The organism is Streptomyces afghaniensis (assembly GCF_044327915.1).
GTDB lineage: Bacteria > Actinomycetota > Actinomycetes > Streptomycetales > Streptomycetaceae > Streptomyces > Streptomyces afghaniensis.
The window spans coordinates 656099-669952 of record NZ_JBIRGJ010000001.1 but is presented as its reverse complement, the minus strand read 5'-3'; the positions used below and the strand labels follow the sequence as shown (position 1 = coordinate 669952).

General features: G+C 72.8%; 11 protein-coding genes. 3 read left to right on the top strand and 8 right to left on the bottom strand.

Annotated features, from left to right (window positions below; genetic code table 11):
- Positions 1-113: 113 nt before the first annotated feature.
- On the top strand, positions 114-1472 hold the full coding sequence (locus ACH4G3_RS02790; protein WP_397623364.1) for a helix-turn-helix domain-containing protein: 1359 nt from the start codon (positions 114-116) through the stop codon (positions 1470-1472).
- Between the two features lie 9 nt (positions 1473-1481).
- On the opposite strand, the gene ACH4G3_RS02785 is transcribed toward ACH4G3_RS02790, so the two are convergent.
- The gene (locus tag ACH4G3_RS02785) at positions 1482-3224 is read right to left on the bottom strand and encodes a pyruvate dehydrogenase (RefSeq protein WP_397622749.1); all 1743 of its coding nucleotides are present in this window, start codon (positions 3222-3224) and stop codon (positions 1482-1484) included.
- A gap of 66 nt (positions 3225-3290) precedes the next feature.
- Complete coding sequence (locus ACH4G3_RS02780; RefSeq protein ID WP_397622748.1) at positions 3291-4328, bottom strand: protein phosphatase 2C domain-containing protein; 1038 nt, start codon at positions 4326-4328, stop codon at positions 3291-3293.
- Between the two features lie 1024 nt (positions 4329-5352).
- Here ACH4G3_RS02780 and ACH4G3_RS02775 point away from each other — a divergent pair.
- A complete protein-coding gene (locus ACH4G3_RS02775; RefSeq protein ID WP_397622747.1) occupies positions 5353-5835 on the top strand; it encodes a DUF456 domain-containing protein in 483 nt (160 codons plus the stop codon).
- 10 nt (positions 5836-5845) lie between these two features.
- Here ACH4G3_RS02775 and ACH4G3_RS02770 read toward each other — a convergent pair whose 3' ends face one another.
- The 5 genes from ACH4G3_RS02770 to ACH4G3_RS02750 all read right to left on the bottom strand — a co-directional run bounded on the left by ACH4G3_RS02770 (position 5846) and on the right by ACH4G3_RS02750 (position 12212).
- A complete protein-coding gene (locus tag ACH4G3_RS02770; protein ID WP_397622746.1) occupies positions 5846-6331 on the bottom strand; it encodes a methylated-DNA--[protein]-cysteine S-methyltransferase in 486 nt (161 codons plus the stop codon).
- On the bottom strand, positions 6331-7746 hold the full coding sequence (locus tag ACH4G3_RS02765; protein WP_397622745.1) for a DNA-3-methyladenine glycosylase 2 family protein: 1416 nt from the start codon (positions 7744-7746) through the stop codon (positions 6331-6333). Before ACH4G3_RS02765 ends, ACH4G3_RS02770 begins: the two co-directional genes overlap by 1 nt.
- Positions 7747-7842: 96 nt before the next feature.
- Positions 7843-8949: a ribosome small subunit-dependent GTPase A gene (gene rsgA / locus ACH4G3_RS02760; RefSeq protein ID WP_397622744.1), complete on the bottom strand. Its 1107-nt coding sequence runs from the start codon at positions 8947-8949 to the stop codon at positions 7843-7845.
- 203 nt (positions 8950-9152) lie between these two features.
- Positions 9153-10652: a cellulose binding domain-containing protein gene (locus tag ACH4G3_RS02755; RefSeq protein ID WP_397622743.1), complete on the bottom strand. Its 1500-nt coding sequence runs from the start codon at positions 10650-10652 to the stop codon at positions 9153-9155.
- A gap of 234 nt (positions 10653-10886) precedes the next feature.
- Positions 10887-12212, bottom strand: a complete 1326-nt coding sequence (locus tag ACH4G3_RS02750) for a radical SAM protein (RefSeq protein WP_397622742.1) — start codon at positions 12210-12212, stop codon at positions 10887-10889.
- A gap of 169 nt (positions 12213-12381) precedes the next feature.
- On the opposite strand from ACH4G3_RS02750, the gene ACH4G3_RS02745 reads away from it, so the two are divergent.
- Positions 12382-12720, top strand: a complete 339-nt coding sequence (locus tag ACH4G3_RS02745; protein WP_397622741.1) for an inner-membrane translocator — start codon at positions 12382-12384, stop codon at positions 12718-12720.
- Positions 12721-12741: 21 nt separating this feature from the next.
- Here the strand turns inward: ACH4G3_RS02745 and ACH4G3_RS02740 are convergent, their stop codons facing one another.
- Positions 12742-13749: a hydroxyacid dehydrogenase gene (locus ACH4G3_RS02740; RefSeq protein WP_397622740.1), complete on the bottom strand. Its 1008-nt coding sequence runs from the start codon at positions 13747-13749 to the stop codon at positions 12742-12744.
- Positions 13750-13854: the final 105 nt, after the last annotated feature.

The window sequence follows — 13854 nt, the reverse complement described above, 5'->3', positions numbered from 1 at the left end:
GCGACACCAAGAGCATCAGCGGTCCCACCGCCCGGATGCAACAGCTCGCATCCGATCCGGCACGGTGGAACCATCCCAGCCCCTCTGACGTGCAGGTACATGGGGTGCCTGGGATGCCGTACCGGGCCGGGCCGAGCAAGAAGGACGGGGGAACGGTGTCGGTACACGGCGACGTCGACGACGTCGGGGAGTTCGCGGCGCTGCTGAGGACGCTGAAGGAGCGCACGGACCGCAGTTACGGTGCACTGGCCCGCCGCCTGAACATGAACACCTCGACCCTGCACCGCTACTGCGCGGGCGAGGCGGTCCCGGTCGACTTCGCGCCCGTGGAGCGCTTCGCCGCCCTGTGCGGGGCGTCAGCGGAGGAACGTCTGGAGCTGCACCGCCGCTGGCTCCTCGCGGTGGCGGCGCGGCAGCGGCCCCGCACGCCGAGCGGGGCGGATACGGCCGAGGACGGCGCGGTCGCCGCCGAGGCGGAGGAACCGGAGGCCGCACCGGCCGGCGTCGACGGCCCTGCGGAGGAGGCGCCGCCGCTCCCTCGTCGGCCCTGGTACCGCCGCAGACGCGTCGCGGTCGGACTGGCCGCCGTCTGCGCGGTGTCAGCGGCACTCGGGAGCCTCGCTGCGCTGCCGGACGGGCGGCGTGCGTCCGCGGGCGACCGGCCCGGCACTGCCGCTCCGGCCCCGTCCGGTACGGCGAAGACGGAAGCCCCGGACGGGAAGAGCCCCTCCCCGGCCCCGAGCGGCACCTCCCCCGCTCCGCGGCGGTCTTCGCCCTCCGCCACCCCGAAGCGGCTGAAGCCCTCCCCGTCCCCCTCCGTCCGCACCACCCCGCCCGCCGGCAAACCCGCCTCCGCCCCACCCCTCACCTGGGCCGCCGACTCCCAGGCGTGGAAGCTCGGCTGTGGTCACGACTACGTCGTCGCCAAGGCGCCTGCGCAGGTGCCCCCGCCGCCCGTCCCGCAGGACGCCGGGGTCTGGGCCGCGTCGCAGAACGCGGTGCACGGCGGCGAGACGCTCGTGCGGCTGTCCGTGCAGGGGCGGACCGACACGGCGGTCGTGCTGGAGGCGCTGCGCGTGCGCGTGGTGGGGCGCTCGGCACCCGCGCCGGGCAACGCCTATGCCATGGACCAGGGCTGCGGCGGTTCGATCACCCCGCGCTCCTTCGACGTGAACCTGGACAAGGACCGCCCCATCGCCCGCGCGGTGGCCGGGAGCGACGCGGGTACGCCGATCCCGGCGGTGCGCATGCCCTACCGGGTCTCCGCCCGCGACCCCGAGGTGCTGCTGGTCAACGCCAGGACACAGGGGTGCGACTGCCGCTGGTTCCTGGAGCTGGAGTGGTCCTCCCAGGGCCGCAAGGGCACCGTCCGCGTCGACGACGCCGGCCGCCCGTTCCGCACCAGCGGCATCAAGGAACTGCCCCGGTACATGTACGACACCTCGGCACGCCGGTGGGTGCCCTACAGCTAGCGGAAACCCCTACAGCCGCGGCACGTTGCGCAGGTTGGAGCGGGCCATCTGGACCATCCGGCCGACGCCGCCGTCCAGCACCATCTTGGAGGCGGACAGGGCGAACCCGGTCACCATCTCCGCCTTGATCTTCGGCGGGATGGACAGGGCGTTGGGGTCGGTGACGACGTCGACGAGGGCAGGGCCCTTGTGCTTGAAGGCGTCCTTCAGGGCACCGGCGAGGTCCTTGGGCTTCTCGACGCGTACCCCGTAGGCACCGCAGGCGCGGGCGACGGCGGCGAAGTCGGGGTTCTTGTTGGTGGTGCCGTAGGAGGGGAGTCCGGCGACCAGCATCTCCAACTCGACCATGCCGAGGGAGGAGTTGTTGAAGAGGACGACCTTGACCGGGAGGTCGTACTGCACGAGCGTCAGGAAGTCGCCCATCAGCATGGAGAAGCCGCCGTCGCCGGACATCGACACGACCTGCCGCTTCCGGTCGGTGAACTGCGCGCCGATCGCCATGGGCAGCGCGTTGGCCATGGAGCCGTGGGAGAAGGAACCGATGACGCGGCGGCGGCCGTTGGGTGAGATGTAGCGGGCGGCCCAGACGTTGCACATGCCGGTGTCGACGGTGAACACGGCGTCGTCGGAGGCGACTTCGTCGAGTACGGACGCCACGTACTCGGGGTGGATCGGCACGTGCTTGTCGACCTTGCGGGTGTACGCCTTCACCACCCCCTCCAGCGCGTCCGCGTGCTTCTTCAGCATCCGTTCGAGGAAGCGGCGGTTCTTCTTCTCCCGCACCCGCGGGATGAGGCAGCGCAGCGTCTCCCGTACGTCGCCCCACACCGCGAGGTCCAGTTTCGACCGGCGGCCGAGGTGCTCGGGCCGTACGTCGACCTGGGCGATCTTCACGTCGTCGGGGAGGAAGGCGTTGTACGGGAAGTCCGTGCCGAGCAGGATCAGCAGGTCGCACTCGTGGGTGGCCTCGTAGGCGGCGCCGTACCCGAGCAGCCCGCTCATGCCGACGTCGAACGGATTGTCGTACTGGATCCACTCCTTGCCGCGCAACGCGTGCCCCACCGGGGACTTGATCTTCCCGGCGAACTCCATGACCTCGGCGTGCGCGCCGGCCGTGCCGCTGCCGCAGAACAGGGTGACCTTGTCGGCGTCGTCGATCATCTCGACGAGCCGGTCGATCTCGGCGTCGCCCGGACGGACCGTCGGACGGGACGTGACCAGGGCGGTCTCGGCGGCCTTCTCCGGGGCGGGCTCGGCGGCGATGTCGCCGGGCAGGGAGACGACGCTGACGCCGGAGCGGCCGACGGCGTTCTGGATGGCGGTCTGGAGCAGCCTGGGCATCTGCTTCGGGCTGGAGATCAGCTCGCTGTAGTGGCTGCACTCGGCGAACAGCCGGTCGGGGTGGGTCTCCTGGAAGTAGCCGAGGCCGATCTCGCTGGACGGGATGTGCGAGGCGAGGGCGAGGACCGGGGCCATGGAGCGGTGGGCGTCGTAGAGGCCGTTGATGAGATGGAGGTTGCCGGGCCCGCAGGAGCCGGCGCAGGCGGCGAGCTTGCCGGTGATCTGGGCTTCCGCCCCGGCGGCGAAGGCGGCGGTCTCCTCGTGCCGGACGTGGATCCAGTCGATGGCGGAGTTGCGGCGGACGGCGTCGACGACCGGGTTGAGGCTGTCGCCGACGACTCCGTAGAGGCGTTTGACTCCGGCGCGGGTCAGGATGTCGACGAACTGTTCCGCGACGTTCTGTTTGGCCATGTCTCTCGTCTGCCCCTTCGGTCTCCTGGGATCCCTCCGGGTTCCATCAAGTCACAGGAGACGTCCTCACGCCTCCCAAACGGCCGCGGCCGTACGGTCGTCCGCATAACCCTTGACCCGTACTTGGGAATCCGCGAGGAACGCGGCGAGGCCGGGCGGTTCGGGGCGGGACCACCGCTCGGCGAGGTACTCCCCCAGTTCGGGTTCGCCGCGCAGCGGGTCGGCGAGGCCGGTGCTGCACACGAGGAGCGTGTCACCCGGGCGGGCGACGGAGGTGCGGAACCGGAAGGGTTCGCGGGGTGGTTCCGGGGCCGGTTCGTAGGGGCTGGGCGGGGTCGGGATGCCGAGGTCCATGGTGAGCCGGTCGCCGTCGGGCGTCTCGGAGGGCGGCGATCCGAAGCCCACGACCGGTTCGCCCTTGATCTCGGCGACCTGCGGTTCGATGTCCTGCCACTCGCCGTCCCGCAGCCGGAACAGCCCGCCGGGACCGACGCCGAAGAAGACGCGCGTACGGCACTCGGGGTCGGCGGGCAGCAGCAGACAGCGCAGGCCGGCCGCGTACTCCTCCGGGTCGACGCCCTGTTCGGCGGCGCTGGCGCGGAGCTTGCCGAGGCTGCGGTCGGTGAGGCGGTGCAGTCCGGACTTGAGGTCGCCGCGCCGACCCGCCCTTATGTCCTCCACGAGCCGCGCGTGACTGCGTCCGACGGCCCGGCCGATCCAGTGACAGGCCTCGGCGGCGGCCCGGTGCGCCCCCGGTGTGGCCCTGGCCCCGGTCGCCATCGCCACCAGCAGCAGCGCCTGCTCGCCGGAGCCGAACCGCGCGGTCAGCAGCGAGTCCCGCCGCGGCTCTCCCCGGTACCGCGCCGAGTCCCCCCGCACGGACACGGCCCGCAGCGTGCAGGCCCCGTACCGGGCTCCGTCGAGCACGGTGTCCGCGACGAGGTCGTCCAGGTCATCGGGGTCGGCGAGCGGAAGGGCAGTGGGTTCGGCGTCGTAGGTGGGCGGCCGCGAGCCGACGTGGCCACGGGGCCGGGGGGAGGACGCGGGGCGCTCGAACCGGGGTTCGGGTCGATCGGGCGGGGGGTCGGCGGGCGGTGGAGGCATGAGGGGCGAGCCGGCCGGCCGGGGTGGCATGGGCGGGGAGTCGACGGGCGGTGGTGAGGTCGGCGGGGGGCCTGCGGGGCGAGGTGGTGCGGGCGGCGGTTCGGCTGGGGCGGGGGATGCGCTCCCGCCGGGCCGGGGGGTGCGGAGCGCGGCCCCGCCGGGCCCGGTCCCGGAGTCAGCGCCGCCCCGCTCGGCGGCGGGGACTTCGGCCCCGCCTCGGCGGGGCTCGGCTGTCGGCCCTGTGGGCCCCCTGGGCGGGGCATCCGCCGTGGTCGAGCGGGCCTCGGGCCCCGGCCGGACGGGAGGGGCCGGGGGCGGCGGGGGGACCGTCGGTGGGCCGGGGGACGTCCCCGAGGCGGGGATCGTCGTCCCGGGAGTCTCCCCCGGACTGTCCGAGGGGCCACCGGGCCCGGCCGGCATGGACGCACCGGCCGGGGACGTCCGCCCGCCCGGTGAGTCGGCCCCGGGCATCGACTCCTCCTCGGCCGCTCCCTCTCGTCCCTCCGCTTTCGCCGCAGTCGGGAACGTCACCGGCCCCGGCGGACGGGCGGGTGGTGGCTCCCAGGGGGCGCGACGGGGTGACCGGCCGGAAACTCGTGGGGTGTCCATGACGTCGTCGGCGCCGGGGCGAGGCGCCGGAACCACCGGCTCGGAGACGGAAACGCCCCGGTCGCCCACCGCCCCCGCCGCCGAGGCGAAGCGGTCGTCGAGGGAATCGGGTGCGGGTGTGGGGCCCGTGTCGCCGGTGGAGTCGTCGTACAACTGCCCCCACCAGTCGTCCTCGGGACCGGTGGGCCTTCCCCCCTGCTGGCTCATGCCCCTAATTGTCCACCGCAGGAGCCGGATGAAACGGGGCTTGTGGAAAAACCGGCCTCTCACGGCGCCGCGAACCACACGTCGAGTGAGCCGTAGAACGGTCATGCGATATGACCATGTTCCGGCGACCGCGCGGCTGACCTGCGCGTCTGAACCGCGACTACGCTTCTGACCTGCGCCTTCTCCCATATTCCGGCAGGCTGGTCAGATGGGAGTGTGGGACCTCCTGCTGGTCGGGCTGGTCATCCTGCTCGGTCTGTGCGGAGTGCTGCTGCCCGCGGTGCCCGGTTCGTTGCTGGTGTGGGCCGCGGTCATGTGGTGGGCGCTGAAGGACCCGCAGCCCGTCGCCTGGTGGATCCTGGTGGGAGCCACGGTTTTGATGTTCCTCTCCCAGGGAGTGCGCTGGGCTTTGCCTCCCCGGCGGCTGCGGGCGAGCGGCGCCACCCAGCGCATGCTGGCCTACGCCGGAGCGGGATCCACCCTCGGCTTCGTCCTGCTCCCCGTCATCGGCTCGATCCCCGGTTTCCTGGCCGGCATCTACCTCGCCGAACGCCTCCGCCTCGGCCGCCACGCCGAGGCCGTCGCGGCCGTGCGCACGGCGATGCGCGCGGGCGGCTCCAGCGTGCTGGCGGAACTGTTCACCTGCCAGCTGATCGCGGCGGCCTGGGTGGGGGCCGTTTTCGGGGCGTGAGAGCACACTCCTACAGCACCCCCTCGTGCGTGAGCAGCGCTACCTTGCGCTCCAGGCCGCCCGCATAGCCGGTCAGCGTCCCGTCGGCACCGATCACCCGGTGGCACGGCCGGACGACCAGCAGCGGATTGGCGCCGATCGCCCCGCCCACGGCACGTACGGCGGCCCTGGGCGCCCCGATGCGCGCGGCGATCTCGCCGTAGGTCACGGTCGAGCCGTACGGGATGTCGTCCAGCGCGGCCCAGACCTTCTCCCGGAAGACGGAGCCGTCGGTGCGCCAGGCCAGCCGGAACTCCTTCAGTTCCCCGGCGAAGTAGGCGGCGAGCTGCTCCTCGGCCTCGCGGAACGGTCCCGGGTCCTGCCGCCAGTCGTCGTCCACCACGCGTCCGCCCTTCTGCCCGGGCACGGACAGCGAGGTCAGCGCACCGTCCGGGGCGGCGGTGAGGAGCAGCGGCCCCAGCGGGGAGGCCACGTTCGTCCAGTACGTCGAGGTCATCACAACTCCCACTTCCCTGCTGCGCGCAGGTGGTTCAGGGCGTACGAGCGCCAGGGGCGCCAGCTGTCGGGGACGTCGGCGCCGGGTGGGGCCACGTCGGGGTCGCCGAGGGCGCGGGTGCGGATCTCGGCGATCGTGCGGGCGTCCAGGCCGGGCACGGCCCGCAGGGCGTCCTGAGCGTCGTCCCGGTCGACGCCCGGGTCCAGGCGTACGGCGTGGTCGGCGAGGGCGGCGGTGAGCGCGCCGAGGGCGCCGCCGGGTTCGGCCCCGGCGAGGACGGCGGGCTCGGGGAAGAGATGCGTGAGGCTGCCGCAGGGGGCGTCGAGGGCCTTGCCGTACCGCCGTACGAGCCGTTCGGCCTCCGCCCGGCCGACCAGTGCGCGTACCGCGAGTTCCTCCGGGTCGGCGGTGCCCGGCGAGCGCAGGCCGGGCCGGGCGGCGACCAGGGGTGCTAGCCCCGGGTCGGCGCCGAGGCGCTCGTCGACGGCGTAGGGGTCGGCGTCGAGGTCGAACTGCCGCCGCAGCCGCTGCACGGCGGTGGTGAGGTCGCGGGGGTCGGTGAGGTGCAGCCGGGCGTCGAGCCAGCCGCCCGGGTGGGCGCCGGACCCGGCCCGGGCGGTGCGGGGGCGTTCGTCGACGGCGACGATGCCGGTGCCGTACGGGAGGCGGAGCGTGCGCCGGTAGGTGCGCGCGCCGGGCGGGCCGCCGACCTCTTCGACGCCGGGCACGGCCTCGCGTTCCAGCAGGTCGAAGACGGGGCCGGCCTGGTAGGGGCCGCGGTGAGCCAGCCGCAGCGGGATGCCGGCGTTCGGGGTGGCCGTACGACGGGACCGGCCGCTCTTCGGCGCGGCGGCGGCGCGCAGCTCGCTCGGGGTCGACGCGTACACGGCACGGATGGTGTCGTTGAACTGCCGCACGCTGGCGAAGCCCGCCGCGAACGCGATCTCGGTGATCGGCAGGTCGGTGGTCTGCACCAGGACGCGGGCGGTGTGGGCCCGCTGGGCCCGGGCGAGGGCGACGGGTCCGGCGCCGAGTTCCGCGGTGAGCTGCCGCTGCACCTGCCGCGCGCTGTAGCCGAGCCGTCCGGCGAGCCCGGCGACGCCCTCGCGGTCGACCACGCCGTCGGCGATCAGCCGCATGGCCCGGCCCACCACGTCCGCGCGGACGTTCCACTCGGCGGAGCCGGGCACGGCGTCCGGGCGGCACCGCCGGCAGGCCCGGAAGCCCGAGCCCTGCGCGGCGGCGGCCGTGGCGAAGAACCGTACGTTGGCCCGCTTCGGGGTGACCGCGGGGCAGCTCGGCCGGCAGTAGATGCCGGTCGTCTCGACGGCGAAGAAGAAGGCGCCGTCGAAACGCCCGTCACGACTGCGTACGGCTTCGTACCTGGGGTCTTCCCTCGTGTCTTCGTCCCTCACGGTGTCCAGTCTCCGCCGTCGGCGGGGCTGCCGCTGGCGGAAATCGGACACGACGCTCCGGACGCCGCTCCCTCCCTCGATCCGGATACCGGGCGGCTACGCACGCCAGTGCGGTCCGCGCTTGGCCTCCATCGCGGCCCTTCCGATCGCGCCCTTGCGCTTCCAGTCCTTGCGGATCTCCGCCCGGAGCCGGGCGTCCGTCTTGGCGACGATGCGCTGGTTCTCCCGCAAGAGCTTGCGGTAGCTCTGCAGCCGCCGTTCCGGCAGGTCGCCCTCCTCGACGGCGGCCAGCACGGCACAGCCCGGCTCGGCCTCGTGGGCGCAGTCGTGGAAGCGGCACCGCTCGGCCAGTTCCTCGATCTCGGAGAACACCTGCCCGACGCCGGTCTCGGCGTCCCAGAGCCCCACGCCCCGCAGTCCGGGCGTGTCGATCAGGACGCCCCCGCCGGGCAGCGCGAGCAGGTTGCGGGTCGTCGTGGTGTGCCGGCCCTTGCCGTCGACGTCCCGGATGGCCTGGACGGCCATGACGTCCTCGCCGAGCAGCGCGTTGGCGAGGGTCGACTTGCCCGCGCCGGACTGCCCGAGCAGCACGGACGTCCCCCCGCCGACGATCGCCGCGACCACGTCGAGACCGGCCCCGTCCACAGCGCTGACCGGCACCACCGGCACGCCGGGCGCGCTGGTCTCGACGTCCTGGACGAGGTGGGAGAGGGTGACGGCGTCCGGCACGAGGTCGGCCTTGGTGAGGACGACGAGGGGCTGCGCCCCGGATTCCCAGGCGAGCGCGAGGAACCGTTCGATACGGCCGAGGTCGAGCTCGGCGGAAAGGGGCACGGCGACGATGGCGTGGTCGACGTTGGCCGCGAGGATCTGCCCCTCGGACCGCTTGGAGGAGGTGGAGCGGACGAACGCGGTACGGCGCGGCAGATACGCGCGGACGTAGCGCGGGTTCCCGCCCGGTTCGACGGCGACCCAGTCGCCGGTGCAGACGACCCGCAGGGGATCGTGCGGGGTGACGAACGCCGTGTCGGCCCGCAGCACTCCGTCGGCGGTGACGACGTCGCACTGTCCCCGGTCGACCCGGATCACGCGTCCGGGCAGCAGTCCTTCGGTGCCGTACGGGGCGAATTCGTCCGCCCATGCGTCGTCCCAGCCGTAGGGAGCGAGCGCGGAGGAAACGGATGAAGCGGAGCTGGAAGTCAAGGGTGACCCTTTCGAGGTCGGCCCCCGGCCCGACAGTCGGTCGGATCAGCCGGCGGCCATGGAGGTGGACTTGATGAACTGGATGCGGGCAGCGCCCATCGCAATGACAGCCATCGGTCAACACCTCCTCGGTCCTCGGCTCTTCGTGAAACCCGGCCCCTCGTGGAACCGCCGTCACGCTATCCCGTCACGGCCCGGCCGCGTCAACTGCTTTTCGCGCAGTCCCGTCCGTTCAGCGTGAAGTCGTACGGCGGGGAGTTCTTGCCGTGCCAGGACGCGAGGAAGCCGAAGGCCAGGTCGCCGCCCGCGGGGACCGACTTGTTGTAGTCGGCGGCTGCGGCGGTGACGCGGGAGCCGTCCTGGGAGACGGAGGCGTCCCACATCTGGCCGACCTGCTGGCCGTCGCGGAAGGACCAGGACACGCGCCAGGAGTCGAGGGGCTTGCTGCTGGTGACCGTGACGGTGGCCTGGAAGCCGTCGGGCCACTGGTTGACCAGGTCGTACTCGACCCGGCAGGTGGGGTTCTCGCTCTCGCCGCTCTCGCCGCTCTTTGTGGGAGAGGACGTGCCCTGCGGTTCGGTGTGGCGGTTCGTGCCCTCCGGTTTGGCGGGCTTCTCCGACTTGCCCGTGTTCTCGGTGGCGTCGTCGGCCGGCTTCGAGGTCGCGGGCGGCAGGTCGGGGGCGGACGGCAGGGGCGGTTCGGGGTTGGGGTCGGCCACCGGCTGACGGCCGGCGTCGCCGGGTGCTCCGAGGTCGTCGCCGGAGCCGCCGAAGGGCATCATCGAGACGCCGAGCGCGAGCACGGAGACCAGGACGGCGGCGACGAGGAGTCCGTTGCGGGCGACGCGCGCCTTCTGCTCCCCGTCCTCCGGTTCTCCCGGCGCCTTGCCCGCCCCGTCGGGCCGGCCGGCACCGAGCCGCACCTCGGCGGCGCGGCGGCGGCGCTCCAGGTAGGCGAGGCCGCCCCAGCCGATCACCCCGCCGGCCAGTGCCCCGGGCAGTCCGCCGCCGTGCAGCCGCAGACAGGCGGCGGCCTCGGCGCACTGGACGCAGGTGGCGAGGTGCCGGGAGAGGTCACCCGGGGCGTCGGCGGCGGAGGAGCGGGTGACGGCGTCCAGCAGCCGGGCGTAGCTGCGGCACCGGGCGTCCATCGGGGTGTCGAGGTGGTTGCGGTGGCAGCGGTCCCGGAACAGGGTGCGCACCTGCTGGAGTTCGTCGGCGGCGGTGGCCGGGTCGAGGCCCAGGCGGCGGGCGACCACGGACAGCGGCAGCGCCTCCACCTCGGCCAGCCACAGCAGTTCGGCGTCGGCCTGCTGCAGGTCGCGCAGTCCACGCAGCGCGAGCGGGCGCTGCAGGGGCGGGCCGGTGTAGCGGACGGCCTTGTCCGAGTTGAGCCACAGGCGCAGGTCGGGGTCGAGCTTGTGGCCCTGCCCCTCCTCTTCCCAGGCCGCCGCCGTGGTGCGTACGGCGGTCAGCAGCAGGGGTATCCGGGGCAGCCGGGCCGCGCGGCGGCCGGCGCTTCTGGCCTGGCCGGTCTCGGCCGCGCGGGCCTCACGCGTGCCGTGTGCGAACGCCTCGCGGCCCAGCTGTGCGGCGGCGCTGGAGCCGGACGTGCACAGATCGGCGTACGCGAGGACCGCGTCCCAGCACTCGGAGAACAGCGCGGCCTCGGCGGCGTCCTGAGGGGTCGGCAGGTCGGGCATGGGTCTCCTGCATCCACAAGCGAGGTCAACTCACCACTTCGGCAATGGAGTTGGGGGAAACCTCGCGGCAGGGCCAGAGCTTTTCACGCCACCCACACAACTGACAAGCGCCCTGTTCAGATGTCAGCACAGGGCGGCGGCCCCCACGGCTTTGGCCTTTGTACGCCATACGGACACGGCCGCCCTGTGACTCAACCCCGTACCGCAATGATGGACGACGTCATCGAAGCGTTATCAAACAGCGGTGGGTTCGTCCGCCGGGAGGCTGTCCATGAAGGAGCTGACGGAGAAGACCGCGTTGCCGGCGCCGGGGGGACCGTAGCCGGGAGGCGAGGAGAGGCCGAAGTCCTCCATGGTCTGCCGGTACGCCTGGAGCAGGCGGATGTGGTACTCCAGCGGCGCGCCCTGCGGGTTGGCCTTGCCGAGGGGCGTCGTGGGCTCCGGGCACCAGGTGGTGAAGCGGGGCGTGATGCCGTGCGACATGAAGAAACGCAGGCCCTCGGTGGTGGAGGCGATGGCCTCGTCGACCGAGGTGAAGCCGAACGGCTCGGCCATCTCCACGCCCGCCACGAAGTTCGGGATGACGTTGCGCGCGCCGAAGATCTCGGCCGAGTCGAGGATGCGCTTGTGCCACTCGTCGCGGCCGACGTAGCGCTCCTTGCCCGGGCAGTACATCTTGAACAGGTACTCGTCCCACACCTCGTAGTTGGGGTGGTAGATCTGCACGCCGTAGTCCTTGAACCGCTGCACGTCGTCACGCGGCAGCGCCTGGGCGACGACCTTGCCGATCCACCGCCCCGGGAAGCGCTCCTCGATGGCCTTGGCGTAGTGGCCGTAGAAGTCGGCCTCGTCGCGGCCCGCGACCGTCTTGGTGATGGCGCCGCCGGTGAGGGTGTAGGCGGTGGAGGCCTTCGCCGTGTCGTAACGGTCGATGATCTCCAGGGCCTCCAGGACCTCCTCGACGTCCTTCACCCCGGTGTACGGGCGCCCGGCGGCCTTGTGCTGGCGCCAGTTGTGGTTGATGTCGCAGTACTGGCACTCCTCCTTGGCGCCGAAGTACTGGCAGACCCGGAAGACGGTCAGGTAGATCAGGTAGCCCCACTGGATGGTCGGGGCCACCTCCATGACCGACTTCCCGCTGGCGAGGGTGTGCCGGTAGTACTCGGGCATCGGCGGCACGCCGACGTCGGAGATGCGCTTGCCGTCGAGGTAGAGGCCGAGCACGCCGTCCTCGTTCGCGGCGACGCGGTACGGCGACGACGGGTTCACCCGCACCGAGACGACGGTCCGCCGCAGGTCGTAGGGGCCGCCGGTGAGGATGATCTCCTCGGGCGGCCGGCGCAGCGCGGCCTCGCCCAGCTCGGGCAGGGTGCCGTGGTCGAAGGAGAAGATGAAGTACGACTTCGGCTTGACCTCGCCGCCCTCGTTGTCGCTGAGCGCGGACGGGTCGAAGGCCACGCCGCCCCGGAGCAGGTCCTCCTTGAAGACGGCCTCCCGCGGGACGTGCGGAAACCGCTCCATCAGATCCTCGACCAGCGCGGTACGGCTGCCGCTGCCCATGCCGTGTCTCCTCCCGGTTCGAACGTACGACTCCTCACGGTATGCCCATGGGTGCGCGAGGCCGGTACCGGGTCCCCCCGACTCGGGCGGATGTCCCTTCTGGGCACGCACGGGTTGCAAGTCTGCGACGACCCGGGTGGAAGGGTGGGTTCCGCCCGACGATATGGACATGCCCGAACGCGCCGACAGGCAGCCCTCCGCCGGGAGCGATGCGCTCACCGCGGGATGCCTCCTGCTGCTCGTGCTGGTGGCGGACGTGGCGGCCGCTTTTCTGGTCGTCCTCCTGCTCTCGGTACGGGGGCTGGGCCGGATGGACGCCTGCGCCGGGCAGCCGGCGACCTGCGCACCACCGGCGGACTGGGCACCACTGCTGTCCTTCGGCGCCCTGGCCCTGGCACTGGGGGTGACGGGCGTCCTGCTGCTGCGGCTCGGGCACTGGTTCATCGGAGCGGTCCAACTGGTGCTGTGCATCGTCCTCGCATGGCACGCGCTGGGGTCATGGCCCTGACCGAGGAACGGTCAAGAGGCCCTAGGCTTCGCGGTCCAGTGCCGCGAGGTCGACTGCGTACGCCGGTTTCCCCCCGGTCAGCAGCCGTTCCGCCTCCTCGGCGACCGTCAGCCCGAGGCGGGCCAGCTCGTTGCCCTGGGAGCCCGCGAGGTGCGGGGTGACGAAGGCTCCGGGCAGGTCGTAGAGGGGAGAGTCGGCGGGCAGCGGCTCGGGGTCGGTGACGTCGAGGATCGCGGTCAGGCGCCCGGCGCGCAGTTCGGCCACGAGGGCGTCGTGGTCGACCAGGGCGCCGCGCGCGGTGTTGATGAGCACCGCCCCGTCGGGCATCAGGGCCAGTTCACGACGGCCGATCATGTGGTGGGTCTCGGGCGTCTCGGGCGCGTGGACGGTGACGATGTCGGACGTGCGCAGCAGGTCGTCCAGCGGCAGCAGGGGGACGCCGAGCGCGTCGGCCTCCCGCTCGTCGACGTACGGGTCGGTGAGGGCGGGCCGCAGATCGAAGGGGCGGAGCAGTTCGAGGACGCGGCGGCCGATGCGGGAGGCGCCGATGACACCGACGCGGCGGCCGTAGTTGCCGATGCCGGGGACGACGCCCCAGCCGGAGGAGGTGCGGGTGGTGCGCATCCGGTCGCGGGCGGCGAGGACGTCCTTCCCGGCGAGCAGGATCATGGCGAGGGTGTACTCGGCGACCGGCAGCGCGTTGGCGGCGGCGGCCGAGGAGACGGCGATGCCGCGCCGCCAGATCCCGGGGGTGGCGAAGGACTTGACCGAGCCGGCCGAGTGCAGCACGGCGCGCAGCCGGGGAGCCGAGTCGAGGACGGCCTCGTCGAGCCGGGGGCAGCCCCAGCCGGTCACCAGGATCTCGGTCCGGGCCAGCACCTCGCGCACGCCCGGGTCGGCGAAGTCCCGTGCCACGAGCGCCGGATCGATGTCCACCGCCTCCCGCAGCCGGGCCAGCACCTCGGGCGGGAAGACCTGCGGCACGTTCTCGGCGGTCATGGCGAACAGTGCCTTGGGGCGCTGGCTCAAGGAGGTGACCTTCCGGCTCGGAGAAGGGCTGGGGCGTGTCGTTCCCACCAGCGATAGAAAACGCTCTCTACCGCCTCTCCACGGTAGACCGGGCCGGGCGGCAGC